The sequence below is a fragment of the Sphingobacterium corticibacterium genome (genome assembly GCF_004208525.1).
GTDB classification, from domain to species: Bacteria; Bacteroidota; Bacteroidia; order Sphingobacteriales; family Sphingobacteriaceae; genus Sphingobacterium; species Sphingobacterium corticibacterium.
The window spans coordinates 364,029-381,643 of the sequence record NZ_SGIT01000001.1 but is presented as its reverse complement, the minus strand read 5'-3'; the positions used below and the strand labels follow the sequence as shown (position 1 = coordinate 381,643).

Sequence of the window (17,615 nt, the reverse complement as noted above, 5' to 3'; positions counted from 1 at the left end):
TTAACTGTTCTATTTATTAATATCTCGGGTTTTGATCCACATTAGGATTATTATTGGCTTCATCGGACGGAATCGGTAAGCTTCTATGACGTCCTATCACAAAATTATTGAAATCGGGATCCCGTTGCTTCAACTCTTCAATTCCCTCCTGTGTATCCAACAGCTCCCAACGCTTGATGTCGGCCCAACGGTGTCCCTCGCTCGCCAATTCCAATACCCTCTCTGTTTGTAGCCTTTTGAGAAACCGCGCCCGATCGGTCGTCGCTACGAAATGGTTTGTAGCAAGTGGCGGCATATTTGCGCGAGCTCTAACCCGATCTACGTGTAGCACGGCGTCAGCTAAGCTTCCCCCCCCTTCCGCAATACATTCTGCATACATTAATAACACATCGGCAAAACGGATAACCCTTACATTAGTCGGGTTGTAATAATCGTCAAAACCTCTGTCTGTGGAAGAATATTTGCGGAAGAATACCCTTCCCTGCCAATTACCTTGTTGCCAAAGCGCATTGTTACTGGTCAACGAATAAATTCGATTATTATCTGGAAAATCGTTTTCCATTCCTTGATAGAAAGCGGTATACTTCAGTCGAATATCAAATCCATTGGTGAGGTTACGTTCTTTTTTAAGTTCGGTAACAAGCCAAGGACGCAGCTCACCGTCTGTCCATCCGATGCCTGGAGGTGCGAAAAACTGTCCTCTATGGAGACCTAGATTAGGGTCTATTGAATTCGGGCCATCTCCTGCCGGAGCTTTGTTTACATCCGAGTATTGTATTTCGAACACCGATTCGATATTATTTTCCGTCGCCGACGTAAAATTATCTGCATAATTTGACACCAGATCATAATAACTTCTTCCTTCTCCTTCTACCAGCCAATGCAAATCAGATTGGGCTTCCTGCCATTGATGTATTTGCATATAACATTTCGCACGAAGCGCTAAAGCAGCGCCCTTGGTTGCCCTACCTTTATTTTGACCTGTCCAAGCCTCCGGAAGCAAATTTTGAGCTTCGGTAAGATCGTCGATAGCTTGCTGATAGATTTCAGTTTCTGTATTTCCATTAGGTTGCATACCCGGTGTAGAAGGTTCGAGCACAATAGGTACGCTCTTATTCTCGCTACCCCATAATACCGCTAAATTATAATAATAAAGACCTCTCAGAAAATAGGCTTGCCCAAGGAGACGAGACTTCTTTTCTTCATCTTCAAACGCAATATCAGGAATGTGAAATAGGGCTTGGTTGGCTCTGAAAATGGCTTGATAGCATTCGGCATAGGTCATCCCATTGCCTTCTGAAAAATTGTAGTTATTATAAATAAATTGCGTCCATTCGCGCAATTCTGCCCATGGACTTTGGCTAAACCCTTCATCTGAAGTCAGGTCAAACCTAAACCACATCCACCGGGCATACGTGCCGGGTTTGTAGAACATATTATATATGGCATTGACACCGTATTCTGCATCCAATTCTGTATTCCAGAAACTTTCCAAAGTGATCGAATTTGGATTCTCTACCTCCACCTTGCATGCACTAAGCATACATATACTTAAAAATATATAAAATAGCTTTTTCATTTATTTATAATTTAGAATGATAACTGTGCACCAAACGTAAAACCTTTTGGATTAGGAAATGCTCCACCATCATATGAGCGATCCCAAATATTGGTATTCAAAAACTCCGGATCAAGCCCTCTGTAGGATGTAAATGTGACCAAATTTTGCGCATTCACGTAAACCCGTGCGCCTCTAATATGTTGACCAAGCAAAGACTTGGGTAAGTTGTATCCTATTGCTATCTGCTTAATCCGTAAATAATTTCCATTTTCTAACCATCTATCCTGATCGGGACGCGCATTTCTGGAGTCTGCAAAAATCGGCCTTGGATCTGCTGCATTAGTGTTTTCCGGAGTCCAAGGATCATAATCAGCCCTATAGTTCGAGTTATCATCAAAACGGTCAAATGCAGATCGCGGACCGTTGAAAGCCATATGGCCAAAAGCACCGGTCGATTGGATTTGCATATCAAAACCCTTGTATTCAAAAGACATATTCATTCCTAAATAATATTTTGGAATAGTCGATCCGAGATATTGTCTATCGGCATCGGTAATCTGCCCGTCATCATTATAATCCAGGTATCTTACATCACCGGGCTTAGCATTAGGTTGAATCAGTGCACCTTCACTATTCCGGTGTGACATGACTTCCTCCATGGAGCGAAACAGTCCGTCGGTTTTAATCAAATACCACTCTCCTATTGGGCTACCTACAACAGATTTTGTGTCCCATTGGTTAAATTCCTGACGTCCGTATCCCAATTCAACAATCTTGTTTTTCAAATAAGAACCGTTGACGTCCAAACTATATCTAAAATCACTACCGATCTTATCTTTCCAATTTAATGCCAATTCTACCCCTCTATTTTCGAGGGTAGCTGCGTTAACAAAAGGATTCCCGCCATTATTCCCCGTAGACAACAAGATTTGCATAGGAGTAAGCACATCTTTTGTCGTTTTAATAAAATATTCAAACGTCACATTAAAACGGTTTTTTAGAAAAACAGCATCAAAGCCCGCATTCATTTGCGATAACTTTTCCCATCGCAGGTCGGCGTTGGACAATTGAATTTGTGTCATACCGGGAACGGAGCTGCTATTATCTCCAAAAGATGCTTGTGGAAAAGTATTGATCAACGCGACCCAATCCCAAAACCCGATATTAGAGGTTCCTAAAATACCATAATTCGCTCTTATTTTTAGATCATCTATCCAAGACGCATTAAAAAAAGATTCTTCACTTACACGCCAGCCTAATGATCCTGATGGAAAATAACCGACATTATATTGTGGCGAGAAGCGTGAAGATTCATCCCTGCGTATAGTACCGCTTAGCAGGTATTTGTCCGCATAATTGTAGTTAACTCGTCCGAATACCGAAAATAGCTTTGCTAAGTTTTGAAAACCACCAGTCCTTGGGTCTCTCAGTGCAGCATCCAGATGTTCAAAATATGCGTCGGTTTGACTGTTTACTAAAACATCATTTTTTGCTCCCCAAACTTGCTGATAGCTATATGGTTGGTAACTAGCACCGACTACGGAAGATATGGAATGCTTATCGAATTGTTTGTTGAACTCCAACGTATGGTCAAAAACAAATTCGCTATACTGTGCTTGACGTCTCGTTAATGTCGACGGATCAATAGGTTGGTTAACTTGCCAGGAGCCAACCTTACGCAAATAACGATGATTGTCATTACTAAAGTCAAATCCAAAGCTAAATTTGTATTTGAATAAGCTGAAAAGATCTAAAGAGGCAAAAGCATTTCCGCGAACCCTCAAATTACTATTTCTAGTATCTGTAAAATCTTCTTTTGCGAATGGATTAGTACCAAACGTAATATTATATGGTCCACTCCCATATCCATACCCTCCATGGTTTCTAGGATCATAGATCGATATCGTCGGCAACATACGGTAAACATCAACAATAGGATTCGTATCCATTTCGTCAATACCGTAATGACTTAAGACAATATTCTCGCCTATGGTAAATTTAACATGTTCTCCAAAATCTCGACTGGCAGATGCATTTGAACGGAGTGTATAACGTTTACTTTGCGTACCGATAACTGTTCCCGAATTCGATTGATAGTTTCCAGAAATAAAATAGCGACTTTCACGGCCTCCTCCTGAAAACGAGACATTGTGATCATCCACAATTCCTGTCTTGAACACTTCACTTTGCCAATCTGTATCCCCTTCGAAATGATTTGCCAGCCCATTGATATTAGGGTTTCCATCTGCAATTGTATTCATGAACGCCAAATCATTTAACTTGATCCATTGCGCCCGATCAGTTAAGTTATATTTCGGCAACCATTGTAAAGAGCGTCTAGAAGAAAGATCAATTTTCATCTTTCCTTCCGCTCCTTGTTTAGTCGTGATAATAATAACCCCATTTCCTGCTCGGGAGCCATAAATTGCTGCCGCCGAAGCGTCTTTTAGAACTTGAATACTTTCGATATCATTAAAATTGAAGTCTCTATTTGCACCAGAGATCACACCATCTACAACATACAGCGGATTACTATTCCCAAATGTGCCGGTTCCCCGGATTTCGACCTTTCCTTCCCGTCCCGGTGCACCTGCTGTCCGGACGTTTACACCCGGCACCGTCACCAATGCATCGCCTACGGTACCTGTAACAGTCGTATTCTTCATTTCATCTGGTTTGAATACCGAAACAGCTCCTGTAAGATCTGCCTTTCTAATTGTCTGATAACCGATGACGACCACTTCATCCAATTGTTGATCTTCGGCCATCATGATTATATCTATTGTAGTTTGTCCACTGAACACCATCTCCTGTCCAACCATCCCTATTTTAGAAAATAGCAGCACATCACCGATCGCAGCACTAATTACAAAATCACCTTTTGTATTGGTAGAGGTAACACGTTGCTCACCTTTTATCCGAACAGTAACTTCGGAAACACCTTGTCTATCCTCATCAACGACACGTCCTTTTACCTGTGCTTGTTGTCCATAAGTCATCATCGACGTGACAACAAGCGTTATTATCAAAAATATCCTTATCATAATTATATGTTTTTATATCATTAATTTGTTCCCCTCCCTATTCCTTGTTGGTTTTAGGACTCCATATGGAGTTTTCATCTATTGTTATGGCCTTGTCTTCTATCGAGAGATTGGCGATATGCATAAATCGAGGATGCACCGTCGTCGTATCATGATGAGCATGGAATACATATTTATATGCTCCTTCTTGATCTTGAAAATACGCTCCGTGTCCGGTGCCGGTTAAACCTTTTTGTGGATTCTGAAGAATGGGATTCTTATCCGATTTTTGCCAAGGGCCTCTTGGTGATGAAGACGTAGCATATCCCACGCCGTAATCGGAACTTCTGAAATCATTACCGGAATACAACATATAATATAAACCGTCACGCTTAAGTACAGAGGCACCTTCGGTTACACGTCCCAAAGTGGCTTCCCATCCTTCAGTCGAAGCCTCTATGCACATGGTAAGTGTTTCTTCTTTGATGGTTTCCCAGTCATCTTCCAATTCAGCCACCCAAATTACATTCCCATTGGTAAACCGGACGAAATATAGGTATGGCGTACCGTCATCATCTATAAAGAGCGAAGAATCTATCCCTTTTTCCGCCAACATCGGTTTTTTAATTTCTTGGCGAAATGGCCCTAATGGCGAATTAGAAGTTGCCACACAGATATGTTCTTCAGCAGAATAAAATAAATAAAATTTGCCTTTTGCTTCGTTGTAGTAAACTTCCGGTGCCCAAAACCATTTCCCACCAAAAGAGTCCTCTTTTTTTAACAACATCTCTGGATGTTTTTTCCATTCATGCAAGTCATCAGACAAAAACACCTCAAACCCTTTATCTGAACTCGTACCGTATGCATAATATACATGATCATGATAAAGGATAAATGGATCTGCTAAGGGTATAGCATTCAACATTTCTTCTTCCTTTGCGACGGAATATATGTTTTCTTTGTTACCTTGACCATTGGCCGAGTTCTGGTTGTTATGGCATGACAGCAGCAGCAATCCGGATAACAACAGACAATAGATATTATTTTGTTTTTTATTCATCGATATAATTTATTCGTCTTTTATCACTCTAATCCTTGAATTGACCAAATCGGCCACGTATATATTCCCGTCTTTATCCATCGCGATACCTTCTGGTTCATTGAATTTAGCATTGCCTCCTTGTCCATCCGCAAACCCTTGGTTTCCTGGCCCTCCGTCTCCTACATATCGCAACACATCTCCTGAAGGAGACACCGTGCGTATCCAATGATTAAACTTTTCCGCAATATATAATGTACCCTTTGTATCTACCATAACCTGCGCAGGTTGATCAAAACTTGCATTTGTACCATTGCCATCAGACTGGCCCCAGGATCCGGTACCTGCAAATCGCTGGAAATTGCCTACAATTTCATTTGTGAATGGGCTATATGCTGCGCGAAGTATGCCAATAAAGGGATATTTAGCGACAACATACATTGATGTTCCATCGGGCGAAAAGGCAAAATTTGCATAAAAATCACCATTGATGCCAGGAACCGTCGCTAGATCATATAATAATTCTGCGCGATTAGTAGACTTATTCCATTTGTACAGTTTTCTTGGCCAACAATAAAAAATAAGTGTACCATCAAGCGGATGTACTCCAGCGAAATTAACATGGTTTGATGGAGCCGACATCACGTAATTCTGCTGGGTGCTAAAATCAGTGTCTCTGGTAAGGATGGCGACCGAAACATTATTCGCATTTCCAGCATTATCATTACCAATGAATAGGGTATCACATGTTATCGACATCGTGATATTTCTTGGGTTATTAATCGATCCTGAAAGGGAAGCAACAGTTTTCACCATTCCATCTTTAATCCGTCTAACACGTCGTCCTTCTTCCAAAACAAATAATGCATCATCTTTTTTATCATACGCCAACCAATAAGGTCTGTTGAAGCTAGCCTGCCGAAGTGCTCCATCAACACTGACCGCGGTACCACTGCCGCTATAGGTGGATACGTTACGGGTAAACTGAAATGTAAACTGACTAGACAACTCAAACTCCTTTTCGCGAATGGATACTTTGACAGCCCCACTTCCAGCCGCAGTGGGAACAACAGCGTATATCCGTGTTGGAACTACACTGACAACCTGTGCCTGTAAGCTGTTAACCCATACTTTCACATCGGTTATTTCATTTCCAAAGTTCTCTCCTTGTATAACAATCTCCGTTCCGGCGCGCCCAGCTTCCGGAGTATAACTGGTAACTACCGGATCTTTTACGGGTTCAACTTTGGTGTCTTGACGACATCCGGCGAGGTAAACCGAGACCAGCAACGCGAACAAGCCAATCCGGTTTACAAAAATCTTCATTCGAGAATTTTCCATTAGATTTAAATTAAAGTTTATAATAGTACCTGGTGTGCAATCGATACTAATCAATGTATCAATTGCATTGGCAAATGTAGTGTGCGAACACTTTTCTTGTTAGAAAAAAAGTCTCAATAAATGGAAGATTCGTATCATTCTTGCATAAGAAAAATACATAAAAAACTTATTAACAGTAAATTAATTGTAATCCTTAGGTAATACCCCAAATTGTTCACAAAAGCACTTGGCAAAATAGGATGGCGAGTTAAAACCAACGATATAGCAAATCTCTCCAATGGGGTATTTATTCTCTTTTATCAAATGTGCAGCCATTTTCAATCGTTCTAACCGAATATATTCGTTGGGTTTCATATCCAACAGACCTTTGATCTTTCTATAAAAACTAGCTCTGCTCATATTCAACGCTTCCGCTATTTCCTCTATTGTAAGGTCAGCGTTACCTATATTTCGATGAATCTCGTCTCGTAATGTATTCAAAAAAACAATATCCGCTTCATTATTTACCATGGTATTGGAGACCGTCAACGGATTCTTCATAAATGCTTCACGAAGCTTCTCTCTGTTATTAATTAAATTAGCTATAATCGCTAAAAGGTAATCTGGTGAAAATGGCTTTTCTACATATGCATCTGCCCCAACATCGATTCCCTCTATTTTTGACTGTAAGGCTGTCTTAGCCGTTAGCAATACTACTGGAGTATGGCTATAATTAACATCTGATTTAATAAGTCGGCACAATTCAACACCACTCATTCCAGGCATCATGACATCGCTAATAACCAAGGTAACAAAACTTGTCTTTAATAACGCCAAAGCCTCTTCTCCGTTCGACGCAACCTGTATTTTATATTTTTCGGGTAATACCTTTTTGATAAAACGTTGCATCTCTAAGCTGTCTTCCACAATCAATATGGTGTGGGACTTGGCAGAGGTGTCTATATTGGTTTCGCTAAATTCATGTACTTCGTCTTTTATTTCTACCGCATTAGATTGATGATATATTGGAATAACTAAAGAGAATATATTTTTATTTGCCGTGGTCAGCAACAGCAATTTCCCATTATGTAATTCCGCTAAGGTCCGCGCCAAATACATACCTATACCTGTTCCGGGTACATTCGTTTGGCTCCATTCATGAAGCCGTATAAAAGGTTTAAATATTTCTTCATGTTGTTCATCTGGTATCACCATACCATCGCTTTCTACATGAATCTCAAAGAGGTCTGTCTGTTTATCGATTTGTAAACGCACATGAATATATCGATCTGCATATTTGATAGCATTACTAAAAAGATTAGAGATGATTTTAACAAATGCCTCCTTATCTATAAAAGCTGAGAACGTCTCCTGCTCCACATTCAGGGTAAACTCACGATCATATTCTTTAATTAAAGGAGAAAAACTTTGCTGTATTTCTTTTAGAATAGTTGGTATATCATATGCCGATAATCTTAATAAGAATCCTTCTCGCTCGGATTTCCTAAAATCGAGCAGTTGGTTGGTTAAGTCCAGTAATCTATCGGCATTATTCTTCATAATATGCAAATCTTCCAAGACATCAGGATCTTCGATATTATTTTTTATGATAATATGTTCCAGGGGGCCTTTTATAAGCGTGAGTGGCGTCCGTATCTCATGCGTTATATTAGTAAAAAAGCTAATTTTAGCATCGTGCAATTCACGTTCCTTATTCTGTTCCAGTTTCTGCATAAACCATTTTTGCTTAAGCTGCTGGCGATTCCTGAAAAACTGAAAAAAGAATAGAATTATACCAACGAGAAGCACAAAATAAATCGTATAAGCCCAAGATGTTAAGTAAAAGGGAGGTAAAATCTCAATATAAAGCACTTTTTCTACCGGATTCCACAGCTTATCATTGTTTGAACCACGTAGCTTAAAAAGATATTTACCACTACTCAGGTTCGAATAGCTGATCAACGAAGACTCGGTCACATTTTGCCATTCTTCCCCAATCCCTACCAATTTATACTGTATAGCATTCACTTTGGGTGCCTGGTAACTCAGTGCCGCAATCCGAAGGGAAAAGTGATTCTGGTCATGCCGAAGCGTTATCGAATCTGCATATAGAATACTCTGTTCTAGAGGAGATTTTTCGTCGGCGACATTAACAGCCTTTCCAAACAAGAAAAAATCGGTAATGTATACAGGAGGAACATACGTGTTTTCGCTAAAAGTATTGGGGTTAAAGGATATAAGACCACTGATACATCCAAATAAAATATTTCCTTCTGCTGTTTTATAACCGGATTTGTAATTGAATTGATCGCTCAAGAGTCCGCTGGCTACAGTATACGTTTTGGTAGTTCCATCCGCTGGCTGAAACCGAATTAAGCCATTATTCGTCGTTAACCAAAAGAAGCCCTGATCGTCTTCTATTATCTGGTAGACGACGCCATAATTCAGGTTAGTCTGGTCTTGATACTGAACGAAAGTTTTGGTAGCATCATCGTACTTACAAAAACCTTTTCCTTGCGTAGTAACCCATATTTGCCTTTTACTATCTTCGAATATGCTCAAAATTTTATTATAAGGAAGACCCCCTTTTTTTTCGGATTGTTGAAAATGTTCCCATTTCTTACTTATATGATCACGTCGATAGAGTCCATTACTATATGTTGCCACCCATATATTCCCATAAAAGTCTTCTTTTATATCATACACCAGATTCTGTTCCAATTCTGGTATCTTTTCAAATGTTTCTCTCTTTTTATCATATCTCATCAGGTTCAAAGACGTCCCGAGATAAATATCTCCATCAGAAACTTTACATATAGAGAACACATAATTGTCCGCAATCGTACCAGGGTTGTCCTCAACGGTAAACGATTTTACTTGCCCTGTGACTGTATTGATAACACGCACACCTTTTGAAAATGTTCCAACCCACAGTTCATCACCATCCATGCACAGCCCATGTATGTTAGAAAAACTAGCACTCGCATTAAAATGTTTGAATTCTTTAGTCTGTGTATTAAAACGAAAAAGTCCGGCATCCTCTGTTCCAATCCAGAGATCCTGTCCATTACCTTTGCAAATCTCCCGCACGCGCTGGCCCTGTAGGGTCTTACTATCATTGGTAGGGTAATATTTCTCAAAATAGGTTGTCTGTTTAGGATAGTAATTTACACCACCGAAATACGAACCTATCCACATTCCTCCTTCTCTATCCTTGTATAAGGAGTATATCGCATTATCTGATAAGGAAAAGGGATCCGATGGTGTATACTGTAATTGTCGAGAGGTTTTATTTGATAGATTATAGATATAAACACCTGTTTCTGTTCCAACCCACAATTCGTCCTCTGAATAAGGTTGCAAGCAGCGCACAAAAATAGGATCGTAAGCACGTAGTGAAAGCGGTAATCTACGCATTGCCTGTGCCTTTAGGTTTAATTCGATGAGACCATTTTTTTCCGACCCCATGAAAACAAAACCTGATTTCCCCAAATAAAGTGTCGTAATTGATTCGTCCTTAAATGGTTCTGTACCGTCTTTCCATCGATAAGGTTCCACCGTTTTGAAATTATCATCTGTATAATATAAACCTTTGTAAAAGGTAATCCAGATTCGACCGCTTCTATCAAGTTGAAACTCCCGTACGGAACCCAAGGTGGAAAATGGATAGTTACGAAGTTTTTTTTGTTGCTCATCATACACAAAGAGACCAAGCCCATCTACCGCAAACAGCGTAGAACCATTTATACCCCGACCAATTTTATTTATAGTCTTATCCATTATCCGCCCATTCTGTGCTGGAATCGAAAAATGGTCAAAATATTCTTCATTGGGATGATAAATATAAACACCTAAATCAGTACCAACCCAAATCGAATGATTCTGTCCCTCATATAGAGTCGTTATGAAACCATGTTTCAGCCCGTTATTACTGTCTTTATGATCTCTATAAGTTTTAAAAGATATTCCGTCGTATCGATTCAGACCGTCTTTTGTTCCAAACCACATAAATCCACTCTCATCTTGGATAATAGCATTTACGGTATTTTGAGAGAGACCATTATTGATATTCAGATTGTGAAAATAATAGGAAGGCTGAATTTGGGATTCAGCTATAGAGACATTCATCCCTAATATAAAACAGCATAAACAAAATTTATACAGAAGTCGCATTTAAGATTGACAATTACGCATTAGTTATGTCGCTAATGTACAAATTATCTAACCTCTTTTCCACTTTTTTTCCTATTTTTGCGTTCTCATTTAGCACTTTGAATCATCAACATGAGCACTGTATTATCAGAACAGGAACAACAGCGTAGACTAAACCTTCAAGCCCTTATCGACTTAGGTGTTAACCCTTATCCAGCGGATGAGTTTAAAGTAAATGTCTCTGCTGCAGATATTCTGGAAAATTACGAAAGAGATAAATTAAATTATAAAAACATCCGTTTTGCCGGACGAATGATGAGCCGTCGTATTATGGGGAGCGCATCGTTTATGGAATTACAGGATGCTACGGGACGTATTCAGGCTTACGTAAAACGTGACGACATATGTCCTGGTGAAGACAAAACCTTATATAATACCGTTTTTAAGAAGCTATTGGATATCGGTGATATCGTAGGCATTGACGGATATGTTTTCACAACTCAAACTGGTGAAATCTCCATCCATGTCGAAAAGCTCACCATATTGACGAAATCTTTGCGTCCTTTGCCTATTGTGAAAGAAGCAGATGGTAAAACGTATGATGCCTTTACTGATCCGGAGCAACGTTACCGCATGCGTTATGTCGACTTAATCGTTAACCCACAAAACCGGGAAATATTTGTCAAACGAACTAAATTATTTAATGCCATGCGGACGTTCTTCAACGATGCAGGCTATATGGAGGTGGAGACGCCTATTCTTCAATCCATCCCGGGTGGTGCCGCAGCACGCCCATTTATGACACATCACAATGCATTAGACATTCCACTATATTTACGTATTGCAAACGAACTTTATTTAAAGCGTCTTATTGTAGGCGGCTACGACGGGGTATATGAGTTTTCGAAAAACTTTCGTAATGAGGGAATGGATCGCACGCACAATCCGGAATTTACCGCGATGGAGATATACGTAGCGTACAAGGACTACAACTGGATGATGAGCTTTACGGAACGCTTACTCGAACATTGTGCGCTTGCTGTCAATGGAACAACCAAAGCTACTTTCGGAAATCACGAAATCGATTTTAAAGCGCCCTACAAACACATAACCATGGCAGATGCCATCAAAGAATTCACAGGCTTTGATATCTTAGGAAAAACAGAAGAAGAAATTCGTGAAGCTGCAAAAAACATGGGTATAGCGGTTGATGATACGATGGGAAAAGGTAAACTGATTGATGAAATTTTCGGAGAGAAATGCGAAGGTAATTATATTCAGCCTACATTTATCACAGATTACCCTATCGAAATGTCGCCGTTGACAAAAAAACATCGCGACAATCCAGAGTTGACGGAACGTTTTGAACTCATGGTATGTGGAAAGGAAATTGCTAATGCTTATTCGGAATTGAATGACCCGATAGATCAGCGCGAACGTTTTGAAGATCAACTTCGTCTTTCCGAAAAAGGAGACGATGAAGCGATGTTCATCGATCAAGATTTCTTACGCGCGTTGGAATATGGTATGCCGCCTACTTCGGGACTTGGCATCGGTATGGATCGTTTAATTATGTTCCTAACCAATAACGCTTCTATTCAGGAAGTCCTCTTTTTCCCACAGATGCGCCCAGAGAAAAAAGAAGTCATTATAGAATTGACGGAGGATGAAAAGCTATTATTGGCACAACTTACGGAAGAACGTAATATCTTGGCAGACGTGAAGCAGGCAACCGGATTGAGTGGAAAAAAATGGGATACGGCGACAAAAAGCCTACGCCAAAAAAACCTGGTTAACATTGTTGTCGAAGGCGACAATAAGTTTATTATAAAAAATTAATTTATAATTTGTTAGAGCGTCAAGGTATTGGAAAGTTAGACCTTTCTAATACCTTGACGCTCTAATTTTTTTCTACATTTCACAAAACCGCTTCGCGGATCCGAACTAATTTCTCGAGTAACCCTTCCAGCAAATCCAAATGCAGCATATTTGCTCCATCCGATTTCGCATTTGCTGGATCTGGATGTGTCTCTATAAATAATCCATCTGCCCCTACAGCAATGGCAGCTTTAGCGATCGTTTCAATAAGCTCCGGTTTTCCACCGGTAACACCCGATGTTTGATTAGGTTGTTGTAGCGAATGTGTACAATCCATTACCGTTGGGACACCAAAAGCACGCATTTCCGGCATTCCGCGAAAATCTACAATCAAATCTTGATATCCAAATGTATTTCCCCTATCGGTCAGAAACACCTTTTCGTTGCCGGCGTCTTTTACTTTATCGACAGCAAATTTCATCGACGCTGCAGATAAAAACTGTCCTTTTTTAATATTAATGACCTTACCAGTATCTGCTGCAGCAACCAGCAATTCCGTTTGTCTGCATAGAAATGCCGGTATTTGTAGCACATCAACATAAGCCGCAGCAATAGCCGCCTCTTGGCTCTCATGTATATCCGTTACTGTCGGAACGCCAAATGTTTGCCCGACCTTTTCCAGTATTTTTAACGCTTTCTCGTCTCCTATTCCTGTAAAAGAATCTGAACGTGAACGATTGGCTTTTCGATAAGATCCTTTGAAGATGTATGGAATCTGATATTTATCGGTAATCTGTACAATCCGTTCTGCAATGCGCAAAGCTATTTCCTCTCCTTCAATAGCACAAGGTCCCGCCATTAGAAAAAAACAGGCAGACTCCCCGTGTTTAATGGTAGGTAAATATTGTTGAATCATATATTTGGTTATTAATTTCCTAATTCAGACATAAATTTAATCCGCATTAATTGGATATCTTCATACGTATAATCATCTTCACCAAGTTCTTTCAACGCCTCCTGGATAGAATCGACCTCGGCCGTGCGGAAGTAATCATATACTTCTTCTTGACGATCACTATCAATCATTTCATCCACAAAATATCCAATATTAAGCTTTGTACCAGAGTTGACAATAGACTCCACTTCTTTAAGCAAATCTTCATAACTGATTCCCTTAGCGGAGGCTATGTCTTCTAAACCAATCTTTCGATCTATATTTTGTATAATGGAAACTTTTAATGCCGATTTATTTGCTGTGCTCTTAATGACAAGATCCAACGGTCGGTCGATATCGTTGTCATCCACATATTGCTTAATCAACTCGACAAATGGTTTTCCAAACTTAAGGGCTTTGCCTGCCCCCACACCATGCATTTGCTTCAGCTCATCCAAACTAACCGGATAGTGTGTACACATTTCGTCCAGTGATGGGTCTTGAAATATCACAAAGGGCGGCAGGGATTTCTGCTTTGCTATTTTCTTCCTTAGATCTTTCAACATTTTCAACAATTCCGTGTCCAATGTTCCAGATCCCTGTACAAGTTCCTCCGTACCATCCTCATCTGCCTTTTCCATTATTCTATTTAGAATAAATTTAATGCTATAAGGATTAGCTAAATATCTCTTACCATGCTCAGTAAGGGTTAGCAAACCGTAATGATCAATATCCTTTTTCAAGAAATTATTTAATTCGGCTTGTCGAATCAGTGATTTCCAATAATTTACACCTAAACTTTTACCTTTTCCGAACAGAGGGTGTAGATCATGTTTATAAGAAGATACCGGTTGATTATTTTGTCCAATCATTACATTAATGATATGATGATCATCAAACTTCTCTCCTTCTTTCTCTATAAAACGCAGTATTTCCAGTAAATTTTCCTCGGCATCAAAATAGGTTTTCGGTGTACGACAGTTGTCGCACATGTTATTGCAACCTGTCTCATCAAACTGTTCACCAAAATAATGTAAAATCTGTTTTCGACGACATACGGACGATTCTGAATAATCTATAACTTCTTTTAATATTTGCGTACCGATCTCTCGTTCCGAAACAGGCTTGTCTTTCATGAATTTAGTTAGCTTCTCTATATCCTTTTCAGAATAGAATGCTAAACAAATACCTTCGCCCCCATCACGCCCAGCACGGCCGGTTTCCTGATAATACCCTTCCATTGATTTGGGGATATCATGATGAATGACATATCGAACATCCGGTTTGTCTATCCCCATCCCAAACGCTATAGTTGCTACAATAACTTCGACATCTTCCATCAGAAACTTGTCTTGTGTATCTGCTCTGGTTTTCGCATCCAATCCAGCATGATATGGTAATGCCTTTATTCCATTGATATTAAGAACTTCTGCGACCTCTTCCACTTTTTTGCGACTGAGGCAGTATATAATACCCGTTTTCCCAGCATTGTTCCGAATAAACTTCACAATTTCTTTTACGACATTCTTTTTAGGTCTGACCTCGTAATATAAGTTTGACCGATTAAAAGAAGATTTAAACAGCGTCGCGTTATTCATCTGTAAATTTTTACGAATATCCGATTGCACCTTCGGTGTAGCGGTTGCCGTTAAAGCGATGATAGGAATATTTTCTCCTAGAGCATTAATAACTTGTCTTATTTTGCGGTATTCTGGACGAAAATCGTGTCCCCATTCTGATATACAATGGGCTTCGTCTACAGCGACGAAAGAAACCTTAATCTGCCGTAAAAAAAGTGCATTTTCTTCTTTTGCTAACGATTCCGGTGCTACATAGAGCAACTTCGTTTTACCCTCCGTTACATCTTTTTTAACTTTTGTAATCTCTCCCTTATTAAGTGAGGAGTTTAAAAAATGTGCAATGCTATCATTCCCACCGAACGCCCGTAGTTGATCTACTTGATTCTTCATAAGTGCAATAAGCGGAGAGATGACAATGGCCGTACCCTCGCTCATCAGCGCCGGCAATTGATAACAGATGGATTTCCCTCCTCCCGTAGGCATAATAACAAACGTATCTTTTTTATTCAATATATTCGTTATTATAGCTTCTTGATCCCCCTTAAAGGTATCAAAGCCGAAAAACTCCTGTAAATTGTCAAATAGTGATTTTTCTATTTCCATTGACCTCAAGACAAAAATTAGATGGATCCGTGGCTCATTTGAGCGCTAAATAACCTACTTTTGTAGTTAATTAAAATAAAATTAACTATTTTTTCTGTGATACACAACATCGATATCAAAAAGACTGCAATAGACACATTAGAACTAGAAGCCGCGGCAATTCATAACCTTGCACAATTCATTGATGACGATTTCATTAAGGTTGTTAATCAAATATTAGATCTACAGGGTAGAATTATTGTAACAGGCATTGGTAAGAGTGCTATCATTGCACAAAAAATAGTAGCCACCTTTAATTCTACCGGTACACCTGCCATTTTCATGCACGCAGCTGACGCCATTCATGGCGACCTAGGTATTATCCAAAAGCACGACCTTATTATTGCCCTCTCTAAAAGTGGAAATACGCCTGAAATTAAAGTTTTAGTACCATTTTTGAAGCAGACGGGCAATACGCTAGTTGCTATGGTAGGTAATATGGATTCTTTTTTGTCACATCACGCAAATTTTATTTTGAACACTTCTGTCGAACGAGAAGCTTGTCCGAATAACTTGGCTCCCACGACAAGCACGACAGCACAATTAGCCATGGGAGATGCCTTAGCAGTTTGCCTACAAACATGCCGCCAGTTTTCAGATCGTGATTTTGCTAAATATCACCCTGGAGGTGCTCTCGGAAAACAGTTATATTTAAAAGTCAGCGACCTGTCCGACCATAATGGCAAACCCGAAGTTTCTCCGTTGGCAAGCGTACGGGAAGTACTCATTACGATTACGAAGTATCGTTTAGGCGCGACTGCTGTCATCGATGCAGACAAGGTTGTAGGCATTATCACCGATGGCGACATCCGTAGAATGCTCGAAAAATATGAAGATCTAGCACATTTAACGGCAAATGACATGATGACACGAAACCCAAAAGTCATAAAAAGAGAAGCACTAGCAGCAGATGCCCTCCATAGTATGCGACAACACAATATATCACAACTGCTTGTTATTCAAGAGAACCATTACGCCGGTATTATCCATATACAGGATCTATTGAAAGAGGGCATTATTTAGTTATTTCTGTAATATTTTTGTTTATTTCTTTAAAATAAGCCTATATACTTTGTGCTATTTGTAACTTTGGCGTATCTTTTGATAATTATCATGTGAGGTTAAAGTATTAATAAGATGAAGAAAAGAACATTAGGAATATTGGCAACGTTTATAGCTATCATTGGTTTTATGTCCATGACTACGGCTATTGGTGAATTCAAATTTGAAAATGAAACCCATGATTTTGGGACTATTCCCCAAAATAAGCCAGCATCATATAATTTTAAGTTTTCGAATACCGGTGACGCCCCTATTATTATCAACGAAGTAAAACCTTCTTGTGGGTGCTCTGTGGCCGAATTTACGAAAACTCCAGTTAAGCCTGGAGAGGGAGGTACCGTAACGGTAACCTATAATGCTGCAGCCACCGGACCTTTCACGAAGCAATTCACCATTAAGTCCAACACAAAGACTCCTATAAAAACATTAACAATTAAAGGGAATGTGGAATAACTCTTATTCCCTCTAGGGAGAAGATTATAGA

Annotated in this window: 10 protein-coding genes; 3 read left to right on the top strand and 7 right to left on the bottom strand. The window is 39.6% G+C overall.

Going from position 1 to position 17,615, the window contains the following annotated elements; translation table 11 throughout:
* Window positions 1-16 precede the first annotated feature (16 nt).
* The 5 genes from EWE74_RS01600 to EWE74_RS01580 form a co-directional block, all read right to left on the bottom strand.
* Window positions 17-1,579 (bottom strand): RagB/SusD family nutrient uptake outer membrane protein, encoded by a 1,563-nt coding sequence (locus tag EWE74_RS01600; protein ID WP_130139792.1) that lies wholly within the window; start codon window positions 1,577-1,579, stop codon window positions 17-19.
* A gap of 11 nt (window positions 1,580-1,590) precedes the next feature.
* Window positions 1,591-4,605 carry a SusC/RagA family TonB-linked outer membrane protein gene (locus EWE74_RS01595; RefSeq protein ID WP_130139791.1) on the bottom strand — a complete coding sequence of 1,005 codons (3,015 nt, stop codon included), beginning with the start codon at window positions 4,603-4,605 and terminating at the stop codon, window positions 1,591-1,593.
* Window positions 4,606-4,642: 37 nt separating this feature from the next.
* Window positions 4,643-5,644 carry a glycoside hydrolase family 43 protein gene (locus EWE74_RS01590; protein ID WP_130139790.1) on the bottom strand — a complete coding sequence of 334 codons (1,002 nt, stop codon included), beginning with the start codon at window positions 5,642-5,644 and terminating at the stop codon, window positions 4,643-4,645.
* A 9-nt stretch (window positions 5,645-5,653) separates the two neighbouring features.
* Window positions 5,654-6,949, bottom strand: coding sequence for an IPT/TIG domain-containing protein (locus EWE74_RS01585; RefSeq protein WP_165384623.1), 1,296 nt, complete (start codon window positions 6,947-6,949; stop codon window positions 5,654-5,656).
* A gap of 195 nt (window positions 6,950-7,144) precedes the next feature.
* Complete coding sequence (locus EWE74_RS01580; protein WP_206365111.1) at window positions 7,145-11,071, bottom strand: hybrid sensor histidine kinase/response regulator; 3,927 nt, start codon at window positions 11,069-11,071, stop codon at window positions 7,145-7,147.
* Window positions 11,072-11,227: 156 nt separating this feature from the next.
* On the opposite strand from EWE74_RS01580, the gene lysS reads away from it, so the two are divergent.
* Entirely contained in the window at window positions 11,228-12,934 is a 1,707-nt protein-coding gene (gene lysS, locus EWE74_RS01575; RefSeq protein WP_130139787.1) for a lysine--tRNA ligase, read from the top strand.
* A 79-nt stretch (window positions 12,935-13,013) separates the two neighbouring features.
* Here the strand turns inward: lysS and kdsA are convergent, their stop codons facing one another.
* Window positions 13,014-13,829, bottom strand: coding sequence for a 3-deoxy-8-phosphooctulonate synthase (gene kdsA, locus EWE74_RS01570; protein WP_130139786.1), 816 nt, complete (start codon window positions 13,827-13,829; stop codon window positions 13,014-13,016).
* Between the two features lie 11 nt (window positions 13,830-13,840).
* On the bottom strand, window positions 13,841-16,030 hold the full coding sequence (gene recQ, locus EWE74_RS01565; protein WP_130139785.1) for a DNA helicase RecQ: 2,190 nt from the start codon (window positions 16,028-16,030) through the stop codon (window positions 13,841-13,843).
* Between the two features lie 99 nt (window positions 16,031-16,129).
* Between recQ and EWE74_RS01560 the strand changes: the two genes are divergently transcribed.
* Window positions 16,130-17,092 (top strand): KpsF/GutQ family sugar-phosphate isomerase, encoded by a 963-nt coding sequence (locus EWE74_RS01560; protein WP_394343218.1) that lies wholly within the window; start codon window positions 16,130-16,132, stop codon window positions 17,090-17,092.
* A 114-nt stretch (window positions 17,093-17,206) separates the two neighbouring features.
* A complete protein-coding gene (locus EWE74_RS01555; RefSeq protein ID WP_130139783.1) occupies window positions 17,207-17,584 on the top strand; it encodes a DUF1573 domain-containing protein in 378 nt (125 codons plus the stop codon).
* The last annotated feature ends 31 nt before the right edge of the window (window positions 17,585-17,615 follow it).